Origin of the sequence: Rhodococcus sp. As11 (assembly GCF_048957735.1) — a bacterium.
Lineage (GTDB): Bacteria > Actinomycetota > Actinomycetes > Mycobacteriales > Mycobacteriaceae > Rhodococcus > Rhodococcus gordoniae.
Genome location: NZ_JARDJE010000024.1, coordinates 35,930 through 57,488, shown reverse-complemented (window position 1 = coordinate 57,488; position 21,559 = coordinate 35,930). Strand labels below are relative to the sequence as shown.

The following is a 21,559-nucleotide window of genomic DNA, read 5'->3' as shown; positions in this document are numbered from 1 at the left end:
CGGCGTCGGATTCTCCCACGCAGCCGGGTTTCTGATGGGCGTGCCTGCGGGCGCTGTTCTCGGTGGCGTGATCACCTCGGTGGTCACGGCCCGATGCGTTCGTGGGTGGGTGATCGAGGACGGATCGATCGTGCCCCCGAAGGTGGGGAACACAGTGTCGGTGGCGTTGCAGTTTCACCAGTACACACCGGATCCGGCCGATGCGCGGACCTGCACGGTGCGAGGCGGGGCGCAACCGATCCAGGCGGACGCGCCCCCAATCGTCGACCGCGACGGGTAGTGGTGGTGGACGATCATGCTGCACGGCGACGGATGGAGCGCAGTGTGCCGAACCCTGCGGCCGCTGATCGATCATGTCGAGGTCACCGGGATGTTCTTCGCCCATACCGAGCTCGGCAGCGGCACCGCCCGCGGGTTGGTGCGGCGGGTGCAGTTGATGACCGGCGAGACCACCTTCGATCCCCACACCCGCAGCTGGGCAGCGGTAGCGGACGAGGACATCCGGTACACCGACATCGAGGCCTCGCCGCGGCGGTTCGAGCGCCCCGACCCACCGGACCCCGCGCACGCCGACCATCCTGTCGAGCGTCAGCTGGGGGTGATGATCGAGCTGGATCTCGGTGCCGCCGAACCCGCCCCGCTACGCCCGCGGGTGCGTCCCGGTGTCATCAGCAGCGGCGGCCGGGTGTTGTGGGTGCTCGACCGGCAACTGCCGGTCCTGCTGCAGCTCGACGACCCGGCCGGCGCTGCGGTTACGACCGAGCATCTTCTGCCCCTTTCCATCGCCACCACGGCCTTTTCGCCGCCACGGGGGCGGGTAGTTGCCGACGCGGCGGGCTGCTGGGTCGTCGCCGAACAGACGGTACTGCGCTGCACCCCCGATGCGGCCGGCGCCCTCGAGGTGTACCGAATCGATGTGGGCCACCGTATGGCAGCGGCCGCGGCGTGGCTCGGTGCTGCTCACCGCGGGCGAGGGCGTGTTTCTGCTGCGTCCCGGCACCGAACCGCTGAGGGTGGAGTTGCCGACCGCACGATGGGTGGCGGCTACCTCGGAAGGGTTCGTGGCGGTGGTGCCGGCCGTGCCCGAGGACGGGGCGGCGCCATTCCCGCGGATCTATCGTATGGTGCGCATCGATCTCGACGGCACGGTCACCGACGGACCGCAGATGCCGTTGTCGTTTCCTGTTCGTGTCGGCTCCACCGGTGACCGGATGGCCATCTACGATCGCCGCGGTGTGGCGGTGTCGATCGGTGCGGATCTGACGAGCATGCCTGTGGCCGCTCTCCCGGGTCGGCCGCTGACATTCGGTGGAGCCGGTGGGTATCTGTGGATGACCACCCACCGTCCCGACGGCACCGGGAAGACCGGCGGGTGGCCGTTCGACAGCCCGGACGAGGTGCCGGCCCGCGAGCACGGACGGTTGCTGCTGGTGCTGCTCGATCCCGCCACGTATCGGGTCGTCGCGGCGGCGGCGGCGATCGACGATCCGGAGCCGGCGGTGACGGTCGACGAGCAGGGAAGGGTGTGGGTGGCCACCGCTCGGGACGTGTATCTGCTCGATCCGGCCGGCACACTCGTCGAACTCGACGTTGCTGCACGGCTACGCACCGAATAGCTCGAGGTCATCCGAGCGAGCGGAGCGCGTCGTGGGGTTATCTACGATGTCGCTGGGATCGTGGGCCCTTGTCGATGCGGCGTTGCCGGTCGACGGGTTTGTTGGGGTGAAGCATGCGGTGAAGATCGGCGATGGTGTCGTCGTCGAGGTCGCCGTGGATCACCCCGGCTGCCCAGTCCCAGTCGGGGGTCGACCAGATGTAGAAGCGTGTGCCCCACGACGGTTCCCATCCCTCGGCGCTGCGGGGCCGACGCGAGAGAATCGTCAGGTCGTTCATCGCGTCGAACGCCCCCGTTTGCGGATCATGTGACGGTACCTGGTCGGGGGTGAAATCCATCGGCACCCGCGTGCGCAGCGGCACCTCGGTGATGGCGGTGGTGAACCAGTGTCGCTGGTCGCGTTCGAGGGCGAACTGGCGTTCGCGGTACATCTGCTGTTCCTGCTCGGCAGTGAGTACCGGCCCGTCCCACCCGAACAGGGTGTCGTCGACCGGTTCGCCGACGACGAGGTCGACGAAGTGCGCGCCCAACCCCGCCTGCTCGATCTGTTCGCCCAGCATCTGCCCGGTCTCGATATCCACCCAGATCCGCATCGGGTACGGCTTGCGCAGCGGCGGCGCCAACTCCACCGTCCAGCAGCGCCGGCCCGCGAACTCGACCTCCTCGACCGGACCCGTCGGCTGGGCGAAATCGTCACCGGCCCATTCGGCCGCGCTGCGCCGCCGCAGCAGAAACTGACTGGTGCCCAGATACTGCACCTGACCGACCGGACCTATCCGCGGCCGCTGCGGATCGCGGGTGAAGTCCCACGCAGTCACCCCGTCGGTAACAAAGACCGGGGTTCCGTCCTTCCGTTCGACGCGCAGGCGTGCACCGTGACGCCAAACACGGTGGGCGTCACCGACCATCACCCGAAGCTTGCGCCCGACGGAGACGAATTGCTCGGTGTGCCCATCCGCGTGCACCGCGCGGATCGTTCCCCGCACAGGCAGATCGGGACCCGTGGTCAGTGCCCGCAGAACTTCGATCCACGTCGTCATCGTTCGACACTAAGCGACACTCGCGCCACCTCGGGACACAGACACGCGCTGGCAGAGGCCACCGACTGCGACCAGAAACATGCCTGACACATACGTTCTGGTCATCGGCCAGCGCTCGTCGAGTTCTTCTACGGCAGAGCGATGATCGCCTCGGCAAGATCCGCTGGGCTCGGAAGCACCAGGTGCGTGGTCACGGGTCCGAGTCCGATCTTGGGCCATTCGGCGATTAACGGCAGATCACCGGTGGACGGTAGCCCGGTTACTTCGTACAGGTATTCGCGCTGGTAGAGCTCGTCGGTGTCGTACCGTCCGCGGGTTGTCGCTCCGAGGCACCGGTTGGAGAACCGAATTCGCGCCGCTGACGGAGGCGGTCGCACGCGCGGGTAGTTACCCCACGTGCGCCGCCTGAAAGTTGCCTTGCTCGCCGTGCTCGAAGACCTGTAGCCGTAGCTGCATGAGGGTACTCGCCGAAGCAATGTGCACAAGTAATGCAAGCAATGCCGGTATTGCTGACGGTGCCGACTTCATACTGGTCAGACGCCCACACATCCGAGAAGGCGGCTTAAGGTTCCGGTAGGGCTTGGCGGGTGCTGTCGCCGAATTGGGGGCGGGGCATAGCGTCGATTCAGGTGACGCGTCCCGATGAATGATCGATCGGGTGGGCGCCTAGAGGATCGATGATGGCGGCCGCACCACCCGTGCCGAGATGGTGCAGCTGATCGAAGGGCTGGCCCTGACCCGCCCGGCGCCGAGCATCGCCGGGCTCCACCGTCGAGTACGCACCGTGGCTGAACAGCAGGGTGCCCCACCCCGTCCTACAGCACCGTCTACGCCATTGTCCGAGGCCTTGACCCCGAACTGCTGACTATTGCCCACGAGGGCACGGCGGTGTGGCGGGACCGCTACGAGCCGGTCTACCGGCGCACCGCCGACGCCCCGAACCGGATGTGGCAGATCGACCACACCCTGCTCGATGTGCTGGTCCTCGAGCCGGCCGGCACCCCGGTGCGGCCGTGGTTGACGGTGGTTCTCGACGATCACTCCCGCGCCGTGCCCGGATACAGCAACACTCTCGGCGCGCCGTCCACCTTGGGTACCTTCCTGGCGTTGCGGCAGGCGATCTGAACCAAGGCCGTGCCCACCTCGTCCGGTCGATTCGATCGCGCTGGTCAACTCCACGCGTGATTCTTCGGGCTTCCTTCCCGGACCAGGTTGTCAGTTTCAGAAGTTGACTGCACAGATTTCAGCAGCGGGTGTTCATGATCAGCTGCCCATCGATGAAGGGCCTCGTCCTCGACTCGCGAGCTCCGGCATCGCAGAGGAATCGCCGATCGGTGGCAGAAACGGTGAGATTTCGTGGAGTGGCGAATACCGCTGTCCCAGCTGACAGCTTCAGTCTTGGGCTACCGGCGACTCATCGTCTCGTCAGGGTTTCTTCGATGGCGGTCAACTTGCTCGTCAGGTCGGCTCCCACCTTCCGGATATAAGGTTCGTCGACGATCTGGATGTGGTCGCAGTGCACGTGAACGATTTCGAGCTTCTCGACTGCGTCACCCCAGCCGCCGTCGGGCTGACGAACCCCGAACGCGGGCTCGAGTGCAATCTGGTCGTCGAGGTAGGTGTCGGCCATGTAGAGCACGACGTCGCGGTCGTAGGTTTCGAGGTCGGTGTTCCGGACAGCTCCATTGTCGAGCCATGACGTGCGCTGGTGCTCGATGATGCCGGCTGGAATTTTGGCGCCGCTCAGCTCGAGTAGGTTCATGAGGATCTTGATCTGTTCCTCGTCGCTACCGGCCGTCGCGAGCTGGTCGAACGGCAGCGGTGCGTCGACGCCGTACGTCTTCTTCGCGAACTTCGCGTAGCGCTGCCAGCGGGCCCGGATCTCATCCGGTGTGTCCTCAACTTTCTCTCCGGCCATCACGGTGTCGATCAGCCCCACGATCCGGACGTCGGCACCCTCGCGCCGGAGTTGCTTCGCTACCGCGTACGCCAGCGCCCCACCGAAGGACCAGCCGTACAGCACGTACGGGCCGTCGCCCTGGATCTCCCGCAGCAGGGGTATGTACTCCTTGGCGCGTTCCGTGAGTGGCCCCTCGACCCGCTCGAGACCGTACATCGGTGTGTGCGCCGGCAGCCGCTTGAGCAGCGGCTCGTACGCCACCGTCGATCCACCGGCCGGATGGAACACGAACACTGGCACCGCATCCGAACCCTCGGCCCGCGGGCGCAGCGTCCGGACCAGACCGTCGATCTTCAGACCGTCCTCAAGATGCTGGCGCACCGTCTCCGCCAACTGCTCGATCGTCTCGGCGTCCAGGACATCGTCGACGGTGATCTCACCGCCGGCCCGCTCGGTCAGCCGTGCCGCCATCTTCGCGGCGGTCTGGTCGTCCAGGATCGGCAGCGTCGCGAAGATGCTCTTGGCGGACTTGCCGGTGATCACTGCCCACGTTGCGAAGGCAAGCCGTTCGGCGGCGTCGCGTGGAGGTACGGCGACAGTACTGGATTCGGTAGGCGCTTCGTCGACTACTTGAGCGGAGTCTGTGGCCGGTTGGGCGACTTGCTCGGACCCGGGTTCAGCTTGCCGCCGTTTCGACAGTGGCGCAATCGGTTCCGGAACTGTCTCGCCGGATGACACGACCGCCTCGTACAGCAGTGCGAATCCCGCTGCATTGACGACTTCCGAGTCGGTGTCCTCGGAACGAGAATGCACCTGGATCGCCGCGCCGCCCACGTGCCGCAGCATCGTCACCGTCAGACTCCCATCGGACGGCACCTCGGCGTAGGTAGCGGACGTAACGAGCGTGACCTGTGGAAGCACCTGCTCCCCAGCTGCAATGGCGAGATCTTCGAAACTGGAGACGACCGAAGCTGGCAGGCCCCACGCATAGCGGCCATCCGGTAGCGGAACGCATGTCCCGAGTCGCCCCGGAGTCTCATGGTCCTCTGTGGTGAGGTGTCTGTCCGTCATGCTGTCGTTCCCTCCCGTGACGCACTGCTTCTCAGCGCGGTGCAGCATCAACCCATGTGCGCAACAAGCAACAGAATCCGACTGATGTCCCCCGTGGATTCAAACTCGACGATCATTACACGACGACCGCAGTGCGCAAACCAGGACGCAAATTCGCCAGAATCGGTGATCGCCTTCCCCTCCGCAGTCACCAGCACCATCGGCGCTCCCAGCGCAGGCATCGAAGATAGTGCAGATCACTGCTGACAGAAGACGATCAGAAGACCTCGTCACACCACCCTGTACGCCCAGGACGCCGCGCAGTCGACTTCTGAAACTGACACAGGTCCCGGACATCCCTGCCACTTTCATCCCTCAGAACCGTGCCACCTAACGCTGAAAGTCACAGACACGATCCCGGCTGCACCTTCGCGCCGAGGTTCCGAAAACGATCGTTTACGGAACATCCCGCGATTCAGCCATCCGTGTGATCTTCGGCGATAGGTGGCACGGTTCTGAGCGGTGAGAACGGCATGGTCCTCGGGGCGCAGCGGCGGGCAAATGATCAGATCCATCTCTCGTACCGGTCGGCGGGCATCAGCTTCGGGAAGAACTCCTTTCGGAGGTCGCGGATCAGCGCGGTGTAGTTCCCGCCGTCGGTGCGTGCGGCAGTTTGAAGACTCTGGAATGTGCCCCGCAGCGGATCGAATGCAAATGATTCGGAGGCATCTCGCACCGCGTACATCGCGATGACCGGCGCCGGAGCCGGACCGTTCTCCGGGATTGTGGTGTCGATGGTGGGGTCGTCCTGGAACGCCTGCCACAGCTGCTCAGGTTCGTCGCGGCCGAACGGGGGCGGCAACGTCCGGTTGCCGTCGTCGAGCGCGTCGAGTGCCGGCGCGATCCAATCCCTGTCGGCGATGCCGGCGATGGTGAAGGCTCGTCGGACAGCCCAGACGGTAATGCGCCGAAGTTTCGGCTCGCGAGCCCTCGCAATCGCGTCCGCAAGCGCGCGATCGACACCGGCGAGGTCGATCGCGTGGGGGCACCGGCTCAGTTTCTCGGACGGCGGTCTCCCACCCCACCGGATGGCCTCCTGCTTCGCCGCCTCGGCCATCTTCTCGTAGCCGACCCTCAAGTAGATGGTTGCGTCGGCGGCCGGATCGGGGTCCCACCACTGGCGGGTCGGATGTTCGACGATCTCCTGCTCCCAGGCACTGTCCGTTTTGTGAAGCCGAACCATCCCGTGGGGCCGATTCACCCGCCATACCTGCACCAGGTACTCCTCGGTGGGCTCGTCGACCTCGAGAGCCCAGTGCGTGTCCCGACCGCGACCGGACACCCGGAACCGATACGACCCGCGGCCGATAGGCAGCCGGCCGAAGTCGGGTAGCTTCTCCCCACTCAGGGTGATCACGGCGAATGCCTTGGTCACCTTCACCGTGGCTTCCTCGACGACCTCCCACCCGCATCGGTCAGCGTGGAAATCCGGCTCGTTGTCGCAGACCTCGACGGTCAACGACACCGGACCGTAGGCGATGCCGGTCAGGACCGTGACGAAGTTCTGCCCGATCTCGATGACGCTGCCGGTCTCCGACGGTTCGTAGGTTTCCGCGGTCACAGATCCCAGGACGAACTGGTGATGATCCGCGACGGCCACGCCGGATTGGTTCATCAAGGCACGGTAGCGCACGAGGACTGCACCCTCTCCGACGCCAAACGGGTGAGCAGCCGCCCTGATCGGTTCCATCTCGGGTAGGAGCGGCAGCTACTGACCGAACGTAGAGCGCAGACGTGCGTTGATGAGCACGTTCACCCGTTTGCGCATCCGCAGGATCGTCTCGTTGTCCGGTATCGGGTCGTCGACCGTGAGTATCCAGCACAAGGTGGTGTCGCTGCGCTGTGATCCGGAGAGCTCGAACCGGATCCGTGCGTCGCGGCGCCACGGCCAGATCGAGGTCCATACCACCAGATCCGGCTCGACCGTCTCGACGACCTCGGGGCGTTGTTCGTCCTCGTGCAGAATCAACCACGGACGCCTCGGATCACGGTCGGGGTCGATCAGGGCCTGGTAGACGATGTGCGGCGGGGGCGGCTGGGCGCGCCGCCGGCGCGCGATTTCCGGCATATCGCACCCTAGCGTTTCACTGTCTCGAGGCGGGTCTGTCCTGGTGGACGTGGCGGTAGGTTCGTCGGCATGGATACCGCCCGGCACGTGCTGGCCGCACCCCGGGGCCGGCGGTTCGCCGCCCACCTCGGCTATGCGTGCAGTACCGATGAGCGAGCAGGCAACTATCTCGAACCCCTCACCCAGGCAGATGCCTTCGACGTCCTGGCCGCCGTCGATGCTGAAACCGTCGCGCAGTTGTCCGAGCTCGACGTGCTCGATGCGTTGGGCCGGGCAACAGATTTCGCTCGGTACTGGCAACCCCCGGACGAGGAGGACCTCTGGTTCGCTGATCCGGCTATCGTCGCGGTCTTGAGCCCGATCGTCGAGGCGGTGCTGGCCTGCGAGCACGCCCGGTGGTGGAGCACGCCGATGGCTCCGACATGCCAACGAGCAGTGCAGAAACGCTACACCTCCACCGAGGAATGGTCCGAGACGTTCTGGAACAACCAGGACCACGACGCCGACCTGATCGCCTGGCGACGGCATGTCCTCGCCGACGAGGCTCGGTTCCGGCGCTTTCTGAACGCCGAACCCGAGCGCCCGATCAGCGGCGAGTGGTGGTCGACCCCGGTCCCGAGCAGAGTCCGGGTCACCAGCCGCGCACGGGAGAATCTGGGTGCGGTGGAGTTGCTGCTCGCCGAAGACGACATCTCCGACGGTCGGCACGCCCGGGTGTGGCCGGTGCATGTCGACGACGCGGCGCGGGTCTACGAGATCACCGGCCCCGACGCCTGGACTCGACTCGTCGACGCGTATCCCCTCGCAGTGGCGGCGTCGCGTCGCTCCGACTGGTACGAGACCACCGGCAAACATCTGCAGTGGTACCTGCCGGACTGGGCAGCGGTAAGCGCCGACCACGACGCGGTGCACCTGACCGTCCTCGGGTATCTCACCACCCCCGGGCTGGCGCTCCCGCTATCCGCCCACACCGGGGCCAGTGTCCTGGCCGGATGGGATCCCGACGCCACCTTCTGGCTCGACCCGCGCCTGGTTAAAGTCGACGGCCGACCCGTCGAATGGCACCGCACAGGCGACACACCCTGGATGCCGAGATCAGCAACATGAACACCACGCTGGCCCCTGCGAATCCGGCGCCATGATGGCCGATTGGCTTCGATCAGCCTGCTCGTTGCCGTGCGTGCTGCTGGGCACTTCGCTCCGCCCCGAAATTCCTCGACCGCTCAATGCTTTTCGAGTCCGCCCCGAACGGAGAACACGGACTCGGTCGACCCTCCCGAACTGGGCCTGGTCAGATTCCCTCGAGGGACGCGAACCGGCCCGGGGTTTGGCTACTCCCAATACGGCGGCTCACGTGCAGGATCGTCGAGTACAGCGTCGATTCGCTGGTCGGCCACAATGCGGTCGATTGCGTTCGCGCCGGCGCCGATCGTGGCGAAGTGCGGATCGACATCGTTGGTGATGCACCAGGCACGGTCCGCCGGCCAGATGAAGGCAGGATCAGGACAGTCGCCATACGGCCACCGCGCAAGGTCGTCACTATTCCAGTGTGCGTAGTCCGCCAGCGTCCCGCGGAACAACCAGTAGACGCGATTGGGAATCGCAAAGTTGGGCGCCGAGTTGATGGTGGTGGTGCCCCACCCTTCCCACAGGCAGAAGTAGCACTCGTCTGGTGTGGTTGTGTATCGAGACAGAACCTCCAGTGCCACGGCGATCTGATCCTTCTCCGACAATGCGTTCTGATCGAAATCGACGTCACTCGTCTTCTGTCCGGGAAAGCTCGGATCGGGGATGAACCTCACCCGCGCATAGCTCGGATATCCGACCGGGCCGCGACCTGCCAATCGGTACCACGGAAGTCTCTGCTCGACGAGCCAATCGGCGGCCGATGCATCGTTGCACAGTTCGAAGCTCACCCGGCGATTATTCGAAGTTCGACGAGAACACCGACTTCCCGGGTCCATGGCCCCTCCGGTGGTGGAATCAGATTGACCCAACCACTGGAACCCTCCGGGATCGGCGACTCGGGCACCGTGCCCGTCGCGAAGCCGTTCTGCCCCTCCCGGACAGGCCCGAAGGTATGGATCCCGCCCCCGCTGTAGTGGCCGTTCGCATCCGGCCAGCTCGTATAACTGACCAGCCGGCGACCGGTCACCGCGGCGCGCACGCGGGCCTGTTCCGGCACCAGCGCGGGGAAGTCGGCCGACAACGAGCCGGTCACCTGCACGGTGCCGCGATACAGCGTGCTCGAGTGCAGAGCTGCACCCCAGCCCCGGCCGTGCAGCAGCAGCGAATAGGTTCCCGGATGCGTCCGTCCGGCCGGATCGACCCATTCCCGGGACAGTCGTCCGTCACCGCGCACCTCCACTCGGGCGGTGAGGTCGTTGCGCATCTCGGGAAGAATCCCCGGCTCCAGCTCGACGAAGGTCAAGGCGTACTCCACATGGTCACCGACCTGCGGGAACTCCACCATTCCGTCGAGAATCAGGTCTGCCGGGACAAGCACACGCAGACTCTGCATGGTGATCTCGTGTGTCATCGCCACCTCGTCGACGCTCGCAGAAGCCGGTCGTTCCGGCGACGCTCACCGGGCATGTCCTGGTGTCAATTCCACAGGACGCGGGGAGTGCCGTCCGTATCGGTCCCGATGAAGTTATCGGGTCGGATCTCACCGGAAGCGATGAACTCGGTCAGCAAGTGAGCCATCCCCGGTGGTGCGTTGACCTCACCGCGTGTCACCAGTGGTATCACGATGCTGGCCTTGGATCCGGGAAGGTGCTCGATGCCGTAGACCGCGTTCGGCGCGAACTCGAGGTGGACTTCCAGCGAGTTCGCGTCGAGCCGGTCGATGCTCGTGATCCTGTACCGGTAGAGCTTCCGGTTGTTCTCGGCCTCGCTGGCAGTGATGCCTTGTGCTTTCCACAGGGCGCCCTTCCACAACGCGAAGAGTCGGTCGAGTTCGGCAGCATCGGGAACGCTCATGGTGCGGATTCTTCCGGCTGTCGGCTTCGATCAGGACGCTTCTGTTGAGCTCGACCGCGATCTTGGGCGTACCCTGTCTTCAATCTCGCTGGTCCGGGGCACCTTTACAGTGCCCACCCGAGTGACATGAAACGTGGAAACTGACACGAATCCTGGAACCTACTGTGGAGATTCAGCGAAGACTGGCGGGACACGCTGCTGCACATTGACAGATCCCGGGGGGTGTCGGCAGTACTCGTACAGAATGCACGGCTCGGTCGACCGCATCGCCGATCGTGCGCGGCGGCAGCGTGTCGGGCACGCTGTCAGGGTGACAGTGCCTGACCAGGTGTGGTGTCCGCAGACTCAGCTGCCGGTGTTGGTGACTGCTGTGTCGATCGAAGACGGGGAGACACCGCCCCCGGAAGTCGGTGCCATCGCGGTGTTTCCGCTGTTGTTCGAGGAGACGCCCGCCGATCCGGCGGATCCGTCGATTGTCACGCTTCGCGCTGTGGCCGAGCCCCTGCATTCGGGAAAGCCCGCGTTGCAGCGGCCCGGGGACGGGCGGCAGTGGTGGGACTGGACGGTGTTGCTGCGCGGTGTGGGTTGGACGGCGACCTGGTACACCCGTCGTCCGGTGCTCGGTCAGGTCGAGGTCACCGGCCGGTTGATCGGTGATCTGTCCTATGCCACTACCGGGCGGATCCGCGGGCGGGTCAGGCGTATTCGTGTCGCATCCGATCGGTACCGGCGCGAGGTCGATCAGCCGCACTCGCCGTTTCGGCCGGTGTCCGGCACCCGTCGCTATCGGCAGGTCACCACGTCCCCACGATCGTTCGCCCAGGTTCCCCGGCCCACCGGCGCCGACCCGCAGATCGAACGCACTCACGAGGTGGGCGTGCTGGTGGATCTCGACCTGACCGATGTGCCGCCACCGCCGCTGCGGCCGAGCGTGATCCCCGCCGCGATATCCGCGCACGAGTCGGACCTGTGGGTCGCCGACCGTGAACTGCCCCTAGTCGTGCATCTCGACGCCGACCGGCGCGTGCGCGAGTACATCGTGCCCGGGCAGATCTTCGATGCTCCGCCGGCCGATCGCACCCGCTCGGTATGGGCCCACGCCGACGGCTGCTGGGTGGGCGGCTGGGACGGAATCTTCCACTGCACCCGTGGCGGCACCGTCGAGGCGATCACCGACACACCGATTCGAGACGGCGCAGCCCAGGCCCAGACCCTGCTCGCCGTGGCGGTCCCGGACCGCGGCACCGCCGAGCTGATCCTCGCTCGCCCGGGACAGGACCTGGTGAGGCACCCTGCCGAGCAGTGGGGCGACCTCGAATCGATGACGACCTGCGAAGGTGGGTTTGTCCTGCTGTTTCGCCGGCGTGACCCGAGCACCGGCGCGCTCGGAGCGGCGCGCCTGGTCCGGGTCGATCTGCACGCCGCCGTGACCGTCGGTCCGCCGCTGGAGACCGCGGGGATGTCCTATCGGCCATTTCTGACGGGCCTTCCACCGACGATCGTCGACGGCACCTCCGCATACCGGATACTCGACGATCTCACCCTCGCCCAGCCGAACTCGCTGCCTGATCATGTCCTCGGCGGCGGACAGATCGATGACCTGCTCTGGATCGTCGGCCATCCCCCGGACGGTTCCGGCCGTGGGCGGTGGTGGCCACTGCCGGGACCGGCCGTGTATCCCGCCGATCACCACCAATACTGGCTGTTCACCCGCCTCGATCCGGTCACCTGGGAGCCGATCTCGAGCACCCCGATCCGCAGTCCCCACCCGGACGTCACCATCGACGGAGCCGGCACCGTGTGGGTCACCGCTGCGGGCGTGCACGCCTTGCCGCACCAACACATGAGCCCGCCGGAGCTGCTCGATGTCGCCGAACTCCTCGACCGCTCCCGCCTCCAGTAGCTGAACAACCACGAACCGCAGGTTTGTGTACGCACGCAGCCCGATACCGGTACGGCCGCGTCCGTAGAATCCTTCACACCGTGCCGCGCATGGCAGACCAGCCGTTCGGCAGGCTTCCGCTCCTACGCCAAGCCGTTGGCCTATTTACAACACCCGGGAAAGTGCGTGTCGGCCGCGTATAAGCCTCGGGGCGTAGTTAATCCGCCCGGCCTATCTCGTCAATCTTCGCTGCATTTCGACACCCGCTGTGGAGATGCAGCGAAGATTGACAGAACATGCCGCTGTAGACTGACCGGTAAGCGGCGAGTTACCGACGGCCGTCGATTTGGGCGACGCATCGAGCGATCTGTCAGCCAGTGTCGGTTTCAGTGGATACCGTACCGATTCGCGGGTTGTCGTTTCTCCAGCCGAGGGTGTGGGCGTGGTCGACAATCGAACGTTCGATCGCCGGACGATCAGCCGGCGAAGTGCGCCATGCTTTGCTGAGCGCGGCGATGGTGTCCAAGATCGTGACATCGCGGCCACTGTCAGGCAGATGTGGCGGACCAGCGGGAACATCACTCCACATGTGCCCGCCGACAGCAGGATGGACGAAGCCGTCGCTGATGCGCGCCGACATCATCTTGCTGTACACCCTCAGCCCGGCGGCGTAGAGGCCGTCTCCGAGGTCCCCGCCGAGCTCGTAGAACAGTCGCTGCGCGAGCTGGTACTGAGGCTCGGTGATGCGCCCCAATCCTGCCACCAGCGGGTCCTTGGGCTTGCCCTGCCGGAACCGGGACAAGATGTCGGCGACGGTAGCGACGACATCGGGTGGAATCAACGGCGGTGGGCGATGCAGATCGCCGCCGATCGCGGACAGATATCCCATACACGCGATGGGAAACCGGGCCCAGTCTCCCTCGCCGACGGCGACAATGGTCGCGTTGTACAGAAAGTCGTCGAACAAGTCGCGGTGCACCGGCGGCATCCGCCGCATACTGTCCGCTTCCGCGAGCGCCAATCCTCTGTAGAGGAATCCCTCGAGCACCCGACCTTCGACATTCACAAGTTGCACATGCATACCCGCGTACTGGGGGAACCGACGGGCGAAGCCGTCGGACGCGAGGCCACCGCACTCGAGTAAACAGTCTCGCTGTGCCCGGGCGCAATCACCGGCGCTCGTGTCGAATAGAGCCGACTCATATCTATCCACAGCTTCGCAAAATCCTGTCGAGATCCAGCGAAGACTGACATGCCACACCGCTGCAGATTGACGAGTTATGGGCGAGGCAACGATGCTCGTAATGTTCGCAGGTGCATCGAGGTAGTGATCATGGTGGAGTTCAACCCTGGAAACGTACTGGCCGAACACCACTACGCGTTCACGTCATTCGTGACCACGTAAGACCGGCCCCGACCTCTGGCCGATACTTCCCTTGCAACAAGGCTCCGTTTGTAGTCAGTGTGGTGATCACATCACTTACCAGCGCTCCGAGCGACGGCCACAACGCCTCGGAGCCCCCCACGCTGGTGCTGAACTCGATGACGCAGCCGCTCAGCTCGCCGCGGCGCGTGTCCACAACCAACACAGCACCGGTGTTGTCTTCGGCGATCGGAATGAACTGCGGAACGAAGCGATCCGCTGGTGATCCCGCCGGACGCTCGGCATCTGCGGCAACCGGAGGAAGATCGGCATTCTGTTCGACTACGAATTCCTCAGCGTCGAAGAACATCTGCCGCACCTCGAGCACACGACCCAGACCCACCAACTCGAAAGCAGGAACCAGCTCGAAGCCACCGCTGTGCTGCGTGAACAGTGTCCGCAGGTCGGCAGTCCATCGGACCCCCGTCGCGCTCTCCACTTTCGTAACGTCATCCAGGGGTGCACCACTGACGATCGAGACATCGGCGACCAAGTCTCGCAATGCCTGCCACACTGCCGCGAAACCCGCGGACTCGGCCCCGTAGCGAGAAGCCACCCCAACCGGTGTCCGGACCGATCGCTCTGATCGGGGAGGCGATTGCTCCTCCTGGGATCGGCGATGCACCCTCTCTCGGACTGCGCGCTCTACGATCTCGTCGACCGACAGTGAACCGTCGAGACCTTCGATCTTGTAGTAATCGTCATCTTCGTCCTCGCCGTCGAGTTGAAGAGTCGCGCCACCGGCGATGGTCCTGCCGAACTTGTCGGCCCAGGCATGTGCACGGTCTGCGGCATCACCGATGACATCCGGCAGGGCGCTGCTCGATGTGCTGCCTTTCAGAGTCACGAGTCCTCGGCGACAATCACCTTCTTGGACTGAGCTGATGGTGATCCGCCAGTGCGTCGTCATGTGATCGAGTCTCCTTCGGTCCGGCTGGAGGCATGCGGTGACCAGCACATGACCGCGGTACAGGCCTCAAAGAATCAGCCGACACCAGCGCCGGTTTTCTCGTCTCACCAGACCAGCTGCGGTTCTGTCGAATGTAGGACGGGAGGGCTAGATTGACAGGCTACTTTGACAGAATGTCGGCGCCGCTAACGGTCGCCGTTACAGGTAAGCCGCAGGTGACGCCGGTTTCGCCCTGACCGATCGTTGTTAATCTAGGCGGTCGAGCCTGTCAATCTTCACTGCATCTCGACACCCGCTGTCGAGATGCAGTGAAGATTGACAGGACACGCCGCTACAGACTGACAGAGACTCGGTGAGACGAGAGAGCCGGTCAAGGTTTCATTCCGGGAAACCGCAGCTCAGAAGCCTTATGAAGCTGCGGTCGGCCCAGTTAATCTGCCCGCCCATCTCGCTCATCTTCGGTGCATCTCGACAGCTGTATCCCGACAACAATGTGGAGATGCAGTGAAGATTGACAGGACACGCCGCTACAGATTGACAGAGGCCCGGTGAGACGAGAGAGCCGGTCAAGGTGTCATTCCGGGAAACCGCAGCTCAGAAGCCTTATGAAGCTGCGGTCGGCCCAGTTAGTCTGCCCGCTCATCTCGCTAATCTTCGCCGCATCTCGACAACAACTGTTGAGATGCAGCGAAGACTAGTCAAACACGCCGCTATAGATTGACGGGGCCTGGCTCGGCGGAGAGACGTGTCAATGATGCCGACGGCGAAGATCTTCGGCGCTAATGAACGCAGTTCGTTCACAGTGGCGAATCTGTCCTTACGAAAATATTTCGATCTGTTCCTTCTATTATTTCGTTCGAGGTCCATCATGGCGGGACAGATCCTCACGAATTCGATGTATCCGACCTACCTGGCAGCACGAGGCGATGTTCGGTCGCAGATGGTGCACGAGCAAGGGTATATACGTGTATGGCCACTTCGCGTTCGCTGACCTCGACAGGCACCGTCCAGGTCAATCATTCCCAGTTCACCATCGGGTCGGCTGAAGTCGACACCCTCGACACCCGCACTCGGGGAAGCCTGCTCGAAGTAGGTCCCGGCTTTGCCACCACCTTCACCGGCATCACCTACGGCCCGGCCCGAGTGACCCTACGTTTGCTCGACCAGCCACCTGCAGCGCCCGGGGGCGAGTGGGAGGCCGTCGAAGACACCACGATCACCTCCAGCGAGGCCATTGGGGTCTTCACCCTCGACGGAGAGCCTGCCGACGGAATCACTGCGTTCCCGGCGGGCACCTACGGTTTGCGAGCCAGCGTCCGCGGTCGGGACATCGCCACCTCCACCGAGGTCACCGAACCCCCCGAGGACTATTTGATCGAACTGTGGCCCAGCCTGAACACCGGTGACACCCTCGTGGTAACAACCCTGCGCAAGACCGACCGCGCATGGCCGATCGGCGACAAGACAGAACACGAACCCGATCCGGTGCCCCAGCCGGACTACTCGAAAATTTGGGTCCGCGACAGGCACGGCGTCCCGGTCGCTGTGGACCTCGACTCCGACCTCGGACTCGCCGCGCTTGAGGACAGGCGGTCCTTCGGTGGTGCCCCGCTGACCGACAAGCACCGGGAGAACGACTCGGCGCAGCCCTGGCTACATCTGGATCGGCCGTTGATCGACTGGCTCATCGAGCAAACCGCTGACGTCCACGAGCAGTTCGCCGCCGCCTGCGTGCGCCTGTCGAGCGCCCGCGCCGACCTCGACACGGTCCCATGGATCTCCGACTTCATTGACGCCACACTCGCAGCGGAGATCGCGCCGACCGACCCGTTCGACATCGCCGAACGGGTCCTCCAGGATCGCCGTGCGCGGCCTAACGACCAACGCCGGCCCGGGGTCGATCCGGTGAGGTTCGGCCGACCCGGTGAATCAACCCGGCTCAGGAGACGGCGTTGTAAAGAAGCTGCTCGTAAATGGCATCCACGCACGGACCCCTGGCCGAGTCGCTGTTCGACTGGTCGATGCGCGCAGCGAGATCACTGGTGTCCGCGGCGGTGACACTCTGCTTGCCGCGACGGAGCACCGGCTCGCATGATCACAACCGGGGACCGACAAGGTGGCCGCGACACAGATCGCCGCATGCCCCCGCTCGGGTCCGAGCCGCTGCAGGGGATCTCTACCAGCGCGAAGAACATCGTCGCAGGGACCGACGAAGAAGGAATCGGGACGGGGAAGATATCGACCCTGGTGATTGTGAACCGGATCACTTATTTTCTGCAGGAGGGGGGTTATTCCTCTGTTTCGACGGGTAGCCAGATATCAGCCCGGGAAAGTCCGGGCGACCCGGAACGAATCGGGCCGGGTTCGAATCGACACGAGGAGAAGACGATGACCGAGATCCTGAATGCCTTCATCGAGAACTTCAACGTCGTTCTGCAGACCCTGTCGACCGGTAGCGCGGACCTGATCGACACCGTGGTCTGACCGGAGTCCACCGGGAAGATCGGAGGGTTCTTCCCGAAAACTCCACTGCCCCTGAGGAGATCTGCCACGGTGACTCAGCTTCCACCGTGGCAGATCTCCTTATGTCAACTGACGGTCGACCATTGCAGCTCGGCCTCCGAGGCCATGTCGATCACCTCGCGGAATGCCCGATCCTTCGTCTGCGAGAGACAACCACGAATACGTGTGGATATGCATGAATAAGGCGTCATGTGTTATCGATACGATCACACACGTCATTGTCGCGTTTGTCAGGGGGTTCCTGGTGAATGATTCGAAAGCGCATTACCTCAGAGGGCGCCGTGATATTAATGCGTTCGGCTTCCCGGATTGCGCGTGGCGTACTGACGATGGGGCTCGTGTCCTGTGGTACGCGTGACGACACCAACCCCGGTCTCTGCCCGAAACCCCGACATCAGCCGGCGCGACGGTGACCTCGGAAACCGCACCGCAGAAGCGGCAACCGGGTGGCGACGACGAAGGACTGCCCGTCGAGACGTCGGACAGCAGTGTCGAGGCCCGACTGAAAGCAGCGGGGGTGAGCGATGCGCTGGTGTGTGAGCTCGGTGCCCGCGCCGACGGTACCGGTTACGGACTCGACGGCGAAGCCGCCACATTCGCCCAGCGGGAGGATTTCGCGGTGATGATCGCGCAGACCTGCGCGGAGGTGGCCAGCGGATACCGCAGCTGGGAACAGGCGATCGACGACGACGTCGCCCAGGGACACCGGTAGCGTCGGCGTCGAGACTGTGCAGTTATCTGCGCACCGCCTTCGGCCCCAGGTGAGCGCCTCGACTCTGTCCTGGTACCAGGGACGCTTCGAGGCGGTGCCACTGTCCGAGTGCACCTCCCGCCTGGGGAGTTCACCTTCGGTCGGGGGTACGCGTTCCGGTTCGCCGCCGACACCGTGCTGTGCCTCGAGGATTACTCCGATCGGGGTGATCGTGACGGGCACGAATTGTGGAGCGCTGATGTGGTGTTCGCTGATGCGGTGGCCGAGGATGTGGCCCTGGATGCCGCCCGGCCACTGCTGCCCGAAGATGCGGTCGAGGACAGTCGACCGGTGGCACGAACGCGATCGGTCCCAACAGTTGCCTGAGCGTCGATCACCACTCGGAACGTCTCGAAGGCCACGCCCGGGATGCGGTGTCACGACGGACGAACGATCCGGACTACGTCAACATCCACCTGTATTCCGAGCGTGAATCGGATCTGGGATCGTCGGCGCCGTATACCGGCACCGTGCAGCTCCCGTTGCTGAGCGCTTCCCTCAGCAACGACACCGACGATCCGGTGTGTTGACCCACACCCTTCGGCATCCGTTACCGCATGGCCTGGTGGTCGTGTCGGCTCGTTCACTTGGCGTTGGGGCGATAACCCCCTTGGCATTCGCACGCCCGAGCCTGCTCGGTGGTCATTGTGTGCTGCCGTGACCCTCGGTTCAGCCACTGTCGAACAAGCGCATCGAGCTGGTATGGGTGGTGAACCAGCGCACCGGCCCGAAGTCGTCGGCACCGGAGACCAGTTCGTGCTGCCCCCTCCTTTCACCCGGGCCGGAGCTCGTGATCGCGCTGGGCGTCGGATGTTCTCCGATCAGCCCGGGTGATGTCGGCGCCGACCGCACCGAGGTCACTGTCCGATAACAAGCACATTTTGATAAAGCTCATGTGTCGAAAGCGCTGCGACGGGTATTCCTGGACCAGCGTCCGACACAGGATGCACATTCGATCCCACACTGCACAGGAGGAATACACATGCTTCTCGGATCTCTCGCCCTGACCCTCGGCGGCCTGCTTGCAGCCCTGGGCATCGTGCTCTGAACCCGCTCACCGACCGCATCCGCGTCCGTCCCCATCCCTCCGGGGGCGGACGCGGTCCCCTTTTTACCCTGGAATCTCGGTGGGGTGCAGGGTAGTCCGAAGAGTTTCCCGGGCCCCGCCCCGCCGCCGTGGCCCAGACCTGGTTCCACGGCCTGAACCCGATCCTCGACGACCGTCCGCCGGCGCTGCTGCTGCGCGAAGGAGACCTCCCCGACGTCGGCCCGAAGGTCCTCGCCGCGGCCCAGCGGTTCGCGGCGGTCGGATGAACGCACCGGACCCGACGCTGATCCGGATCCCGCGCGGCGATATCGCTGCATCCACGTCGACGGCGTGGTCCCCTACCTGCCTGGCGCTCACCACTCGAGTTCGGGTCGGTACTCGATTTCCTGGTCGCAGTCCTATCCCGGTGGGGACCAGGGTGTTGCCGATGCTCCCGCCATAGCAACAAGGACCGGAACAAGGCAGAAGTACCGTCGACACCGCTACCGGTGCCAGCACCGCCGTCACCCATGTCGACGGGTCGAAAACAGGATGAAAACAGAACGACCGGTCTGATAAGTTGGATTCGCTGTCATGCAACTGGCCTCGGGACGGTTCACTGCGAGAGCTTTCGAAGCGGATACCGGTTCGCGTCAGCGCTGGGTCTCGAGGGGCTCGGCGATCGAACCGCGGCCTACAAGAAATGCCCGACCGGAAGGGTGAGTTGACGCCAATGCCAAGACAACCTGGGAGAGCGCCCTTCAATGAGTAGCCCCATCAACCAGGCTCGCAAACTCGAACAGGTGCGATACGACATCCGCGGACGCATCCTGGACAAGACGGAAGAACTCGAAGCCGAGGGTCACACTATCCTCAGGCTGAACGTGGGTAACCCGGCGCCGTTCGGGTTCGAAGCTCCCGACGAGATCATGATGGCGATGATCCGGAATCTCCCCACCTCTCAGGGATACTGCGACTCACGCGGGTTGTTCTCCGCCCGGACTGCGGTGGTGCAGTATTACCAAAGCAGGGGCATTACTGCACTCGACGTAGACGATGTCTACCTCGGAAACGGCGTTTCCGAGCTGATTACGATGACCCTCCAAGCGATGTGCGATCCTGGGGACGAGATCCTCATTCCAGCACCGGACTATCCGCTGTGGACTGCCTCCGTGGCGCTTGCGGGCGGAACACCGGTGCACTACTTGACGGATGAGGCCAGCGCCTGGGCTCCGGATTTCGAAGACCTCGAGGCGCGCATCACCGACCGCACCCGGGGCATCGTCGTGATCAATCCGAACAATCCCACAGGTGCCGTCTATTCGCCGGCAGTGCTCCAACGATTCGCCGACATCGCACGCAGACATGACCTCGTACTGTTCGCGGACGAAATCTACGAGAAAATCGTCTACGACAACCAGGACGTAACCAATCTGGCTTCATTGACCGGCAGCGACGTCCTGTGTTTGACCTACTCGGGGCTGTCCAAGGCCTACCGGGTGTGCGGGTTCCGCGCGGGCTGGTTGGCCATTACCGGTCCACGTCACCGCGCCTTCAGTTTCATCGAGGGTATCAAGCTCCTCGCCAATATGCGGATGTGTGCCAATGTCCCGGCGCAGCATGCCATTCAGACGGCGCTCGGCGGCTATCAATCCATCAACGACCTGCTTCTGCCGAAGGGGCGGTTGACCGAACAGCGCAACCTCGCTCACCGGATGCTCAACGAGATCGACGGTGTCAGTTGTGAGCAAGCAAAAGGCGCGCTATACCTGTTTCCGCGCCTTGATACCGATCGATTCGGCATCGTCGACGACGAGAAGTTCGCCCTGGACCTCCTCAGCTCGGAAAAGATCCTCATCAGTCACGGCCGGGCATTCAACTGGTCCAAGCCCGACCACTTTCGGCTGGTGACTCTGCCGAGGGTCGATGAACTCGGTACGGCGCTCGATCGCCTCGGTAACTTCTTGAGCCACTATCGGCAATAGCCTTCCGGCTGGGAGGAAGGGCCACGGGTCTATGGTCGTCGTTCCTCCGGCAGGGGATGTTGCGATCGACGCTCGGCCCGCCTGCGCTGGCCGCAGAACTTCCGGTCGGTTGACGCTACCCCGTCAGCCGGCCTCTGACATGTATGGGCCGGCTTCGATGGAAGAGCCCTCCATGGTCGCCATCATGTTGTCGAACAGTTCGGTGTCATTCTCACCGGAAAGACGGAGGTGGCCGACGACGTGATCGAAGAATGTGCTCGTCCGTGGAACAACCGCTTCGGTTCAGGGAGTGCCTCAGCACAAGAGCCCGGGGTGACACCGATGATCGACGTCACCGACTCGA

Annotated in this window: 21 protein-coding genes and 1 pseudogene; 10 read left to right on the top strand and 12 right to left on the bottom strand. The window is 64.2% G+C overall.

Annotated elements, in window-relative coordinates; all coding sequences use genetic code 11:
- Positions 1 to 351 precede the first annotated feature (351 nt).
- Together PV766_RS21435 and PV766_RS21430 are read right to left on the bottom strand one after the other, a co-directional pair.
- On the bottom strand, positions 352 to 501 hold the full coding sequence (locus tag PV766_RS21435; protein ID WP_421097841.1) for a hypothetical protein: 150 nt from the start codon (positions 499 to 501) through the stop codon (positions 352 to 354).
- A 139-nt stretch (positions 502 to 640) separates the two neighbouring features.
- Positions 641 to 925: a hypothetical protein gene (locus PV766_RS21430; RefSeq protein ID WP_421097840.1), complete on the bottom strand. Its 285-nt coding sequence runs from the start codon at positions 923 to 925 to the stop codon at positions 641 to 643.
- Between PV766_RS21430 and PV766_RS21425 the strand changes: the two genes are divergently transcribed.
- Positions 915 to 1,616, top strand: coding sequence for a hypothetical protein (locus tag PV766_RS21425; protein WP_421097839.1), 702 nt, complete (start codon positions 915 to 917; stop codon positions 1,614 to 1,616). The genes PV766_RS21430 and PV766_RS21425 overlap by 11 nt on opposite strands.
- Before the next feature lie 37 nt (positions 1,617 to 1,653).
- Here PV766_RS21425 and PV766_RS21420 read toward each other — a convergent pair whose 3' ends face one another.
- Positions 1,654 to 2,655 carry a hypothetical protein gene (locus PV766_RS21420; RefSeq protein WP_421097838.1) on the bottom strand — a complete coding sequence of 334 codons (1,002 nt, stop codon included), beginning with the start codon at positions 2,653 to 2,655 and terminating at the stop codon, positions 1,654 to 1,656.
- Positions 2,656 to 3,543: 888 nt separating this feature from the next.
- On the opposite strand from PV766_RS21420, the gene PV766_RS21415 reads away from it, so the two are divergent.
- A complete protein-coding gene (locus PV766_RS21415; protein ID WP_421097837.1) occupies positions 3,544 to 3,780 on the top strand; it encodes a hypothetical protein in 237 nt (78 codons plus the stop codon).
- A gap of 289 nt (positions 3,781 to 4,069) precedes the next feature.
- Here the strand turns inward: PV766_RS21415 and PV766_RS21410 are convergent.
- From PV766_RS21410 to PV766_RS21395, 4 genes and pseudogenes are all read right to left on the bottom strand, one after another.
- A pseudogene (locus tag PV766_RS21410) lies at positions 4,070 to 5,575 on the bottom strand (thioesterase domain-containing protein); the annotation flags it as partial.
- A 98-nt stretch (positions 5,576 to 5,673) separates the two neighbouring features.
- A complete protein-coding gene (locus PV766_RS21405; protein ID WP_421097836.1) occupies positions 5,674 to 5,847 on the bottom strand; it encodes a hypothetical protein in 174 nt (57 codons plus the stop codon).
- A 323-nt stretch (positions 5,848 to 6,170) separates the two neighbouring features.
- Entirely contained in the window at positions 6,171 to 7,280 is a 1,110-nt protein-coding gene (locus PV766_RS21400) for a transposase (RefSeq protein ID WP_421097835.1), read from the bottom strand.
- Positions 7,281 to 7,373: 93 nt separating this feature from the next.
- Entirely contained in the window at positions 7,374 to 7,733 is a 360-nt protein-coding gene (locus PV766_RS21395) for a hypothetical protein (RefSeq protein WP_421097834.1), read from the bottom strand.
- Between the two features lie 69 nt (positions 7,734 to 7,802).
- Here PV766_RS21395 and PV766_RS21390 point away from each other — a divergent pair, with 69 nt between their 5' ends.
- Positions 7,803 to 8,840 (top strand): hypothetical protein, encoded by a 1,038-nt coding sequence (locus PV766_RS21390; protein WP_421097833.1) that lies wholly within the window; start codon positions 7,803 to 7,805, stop codon positions 8,838 to 8,840.
- Positions 8,841 to 9,064: 224 nt separating this feature from the next.
- Here PV766_RS21390 and PV766_RS21385 read toward each other — a convergent pair whose 3' ends face one another.
- From PV766_RS21385 to PV766_RS21375, 3 genes are all read right to left on the bottom strand, one after another.
- On the bottom strand, positions 9,065 to 9,649 hold the full coding sequence (locus PV766_RS21385) for a hypothetical protein (protein WP_421097832.1): 585 nt from the start codon (positions 9,647 to 9,649) through the stop codon (positions 9,065 to 9,067).
- Positions 9,646 to 10,272 (bottom strand): hypothetical protein, encoded by a 627-nt coding sequence (locus PV766_RS21380; RefSeq protein ID WP_421097831.1) that lies wholly within the window; start codon positions 10,270 to 10,272, stop codon positions 9,646 to 9,648. Before PV766_RS21380 ends, PV766_RS21385 begins: the two co-directional genes overlap by 4 nt.
- 65 nt (positions 10,273 to 10,337) lie before the next feature.
- Positions 10,338 to 10,715: a hypothetical protein gene (locus PV766_RS21375; protein WP_421097830.1), complete on the bottom strand. Its 378-nt coding sequence runs from the start codon at positions 10,713 to 10,715 to the stop codon at positions 10,338 to 10,340.
- 370 nt (positions 10,716 to 11,085) lie between these two features.
- Between PV766_RS21375 and PV766_RS21370 the strand changes: the two genes are divergently transcribed.
- The gene (locus PV766_RS21370; RefSeq protein ID WP_421097829.1) at positions 11,086 to 12,618 is read left to right on the top strand and encodes a hypothetical protein; all 1,533 of its coding nucleotides are present in this window, start codon (positions 11,086 to 11,088) and stop codon (positions 12,616 to 12,618) included.
- Between the two features lie 349 nt (positions 12,619 to 12,967).
- On the opposite strand, the gene PV766_RS21365 is transcribed toward PV766_RS21370, so the two are convergent.
- Together PV766_RS21365 and PV766_RS21360 are read right to left on the bottom strand one after the other, a co-directional pair.
- Positions 12,968 to 13,678, bottom strand: coding sequence for a hypothetical protein (locus PV766_RS21365; RefSeq protein WP_421097828.1), 711 nt, complete (start codon positions 13,676 to 13,678; stop codon positions 12,968 to 12,970).
- 301 nt (positions 13,679 to 13,979) lie between these two features.
- Positions 13,980 to 14,930 (bottom strand): SMI1/KNR4 family protein, encoded by a 951-nt coding sequence (locus tag PV766_RS21360; protein WP_421097827.1) that lies wholly within the window; start codon positions 14,928 to 14,930, stop codon positions 13,980 to 13,982.
- Positions 14,931 to 15,899: 969 nt separating this feature from the next.
- Between PV766_RS21360 and PV766_RS21355 the strand changes: the two genes are divergently transcribed.
- From PV766_RS21355 to PV766_RS21330, 6 genes are all read left to right on the top strand, one after another.
- Complete coding sequence (locus PV766_RS21355) at positions 15,900 to 16,988, top strand: hypothetical protein (RefSeq protein ID WP_421097826.1); 1,089 nt, start codon at positions 15,900 to 15,902, stop codon at positions 16,986 to 16,988.
- A 33-nt stretch (positions 16,989 to 17,021) separates the two neighbouring features.
- On the top strand, positions 17,022 to 17,414 hold the full coding sequence (locus PV766_RS21350; protein ID WP_421097825.1) for a hypothetical protein: 393 nt from the start codon (positions 17,022 to 17,024) through the stop codon (positions 17,412 to 17,414).
- Positions 17,415 to 17,862: 448 nt separating this feature from the next.
- Entirely contained in the window at positions 17,863 to 18,165 is a 303-nt protein-coding gene (locus PV766_RS21345) for a hypothetical protein (RefSeq protein ID WP_421097824.1), read from the top strand.
- 413 nt (positions 18,166 to 18,578) lie between these two features.
- Positions 18,579 to 18,734, top strand: coding sequence for a hypothetical protein (locus tag PV766_RS21340; RefSeq protein ID WP_421097823.1), 156 nt, complete (start codon positions 18,579 to 18,581; stop codon positions 18,732 to 18,734).
- A gap of 646 nt (positions 18,735 to 19,380) precedes the next feature.
- Positions 19,381 to 19,518, top strand: coding sequence for a hypothetical protein (locus PV766_RS21335; RefSeq protein WP_421097822.1), 138 nt, complete (start codon positions 19,381 to 19,383; stop codon positions 19,516 to 19,518).
- 477 nt (positions 19,519 to 19,995) lie between these two features.
- Positions 19,996 to 21,216, top strand: a complete 1,221-nt coding sequence (locus PV766_RS21330; protein WP_421097821.1) for a pyridoxal phosphate-dependent aminotransferase — start codon at positions 19,996 to 19,998, stop codon at positions 21,214 to 21,216.
- Positions 21,217 to 21,559: the final 343 nt, after the last annotated feature.

Bases quoted from the DNA above. Each gene is read 5' to 3' on its own strand.
- PV766_RS21380 (WP_421097831.1), bottom strand. From the start codon at position 10,272: ATGACACACGAGATCACCATGCAGAGTCTGCGTGTGCTTGTCCCGGCA.
- PV766_RS21330 (WP_421097821.1), top strand. From the start codon at position 19,996: ATGAGTAGCCCCATCAACCAGGCTCGCAAACTCGAACAGGTGCGATAC.
- PV766_RS21390 (WP_421097833.1), top strand. From the start codon at position 7,803: ATGGATACCGCCCGGCACGTGCTGGCCGCACCCCGGGGCCGGCGGTTC.
- PV766_RS21365 (WP_421097828.1), bottom strand. From the start codon at position 13,678: ATGCATGTGCAACTTGTGAATGTCGAAGGTCGGGTGCTCGAGGGATTC.
- PV766_RS21435 (WP_421097841.1), bottom strand. From the start codon at position 501: ATGTCCTCGTCCGCTACCGCTGCCCAGCTGCGGGTGTGGGGATCGAAG.
- PV766_RS21400 (WP_421097835.1), bottom strand. From the start codon at position 7,280: ATGAACCAATCCGGCGTGGCCGTCGCGGATCATCACCAGTTCGTCCTG.
- PV766_RS21360 (WP_421097827.1), bottom strand. From the start codon at position 14,930: ATGACGACGCACTGGCGGATCACCATCAGCTCAGTCCAAGAAGGTGAT.
- PV766_RS21395 (WP_421097834.1), bottom strand. From the start codon at position 7,733: ATGCCGGAAATCGCGCGCCGGCGGCGCGCCCAGCCGCCCCCGCCGCAC.
- PV766_RS21405 (WP_421097836.1), bottom strand. From the start codon at position 5,847: ATGCCTGCGCTGGGAGCGCCGATGGTGCTGGTGACTGCGGAGGGGAAG.
- PV766_RS21420 (WP_421097838.1), bottom strand. From the start codon at position 2,655: ATGACGACGTGGATCGAAGTTCTGCGGGCACTGACCACGGGTCCCGAT.
- PV766_RS21350 (WP_421097825.1), top strand. From the start codon at position 17,022: ATGATCACAACCGGGGACCGACAAGGTGGCCGCGACACAGATCGCCGC.
- PV766_RS21375 (WP_421097830.1), bottom strand. From the start codon at position 10,715: ATGAGCGTTCCCGATGCTGCCGAACTCGACCGACTCTTCGCGTTGTGG.
- PV766_RS21425 (WP_421097839.1), top strand. From the start codon at position 915: ATGTGGGCCACCGTATGGCAGCGGCCGCGGCGTGGCTCGGTGCTGCTC.
- PV766_RS21355 (WP_421097826.1), top strand. From the start codon at position 15,900: ATGGCCACTTCGCGTTCGCTGACCTCGACAGGCACCGTCCAGGTCAAT.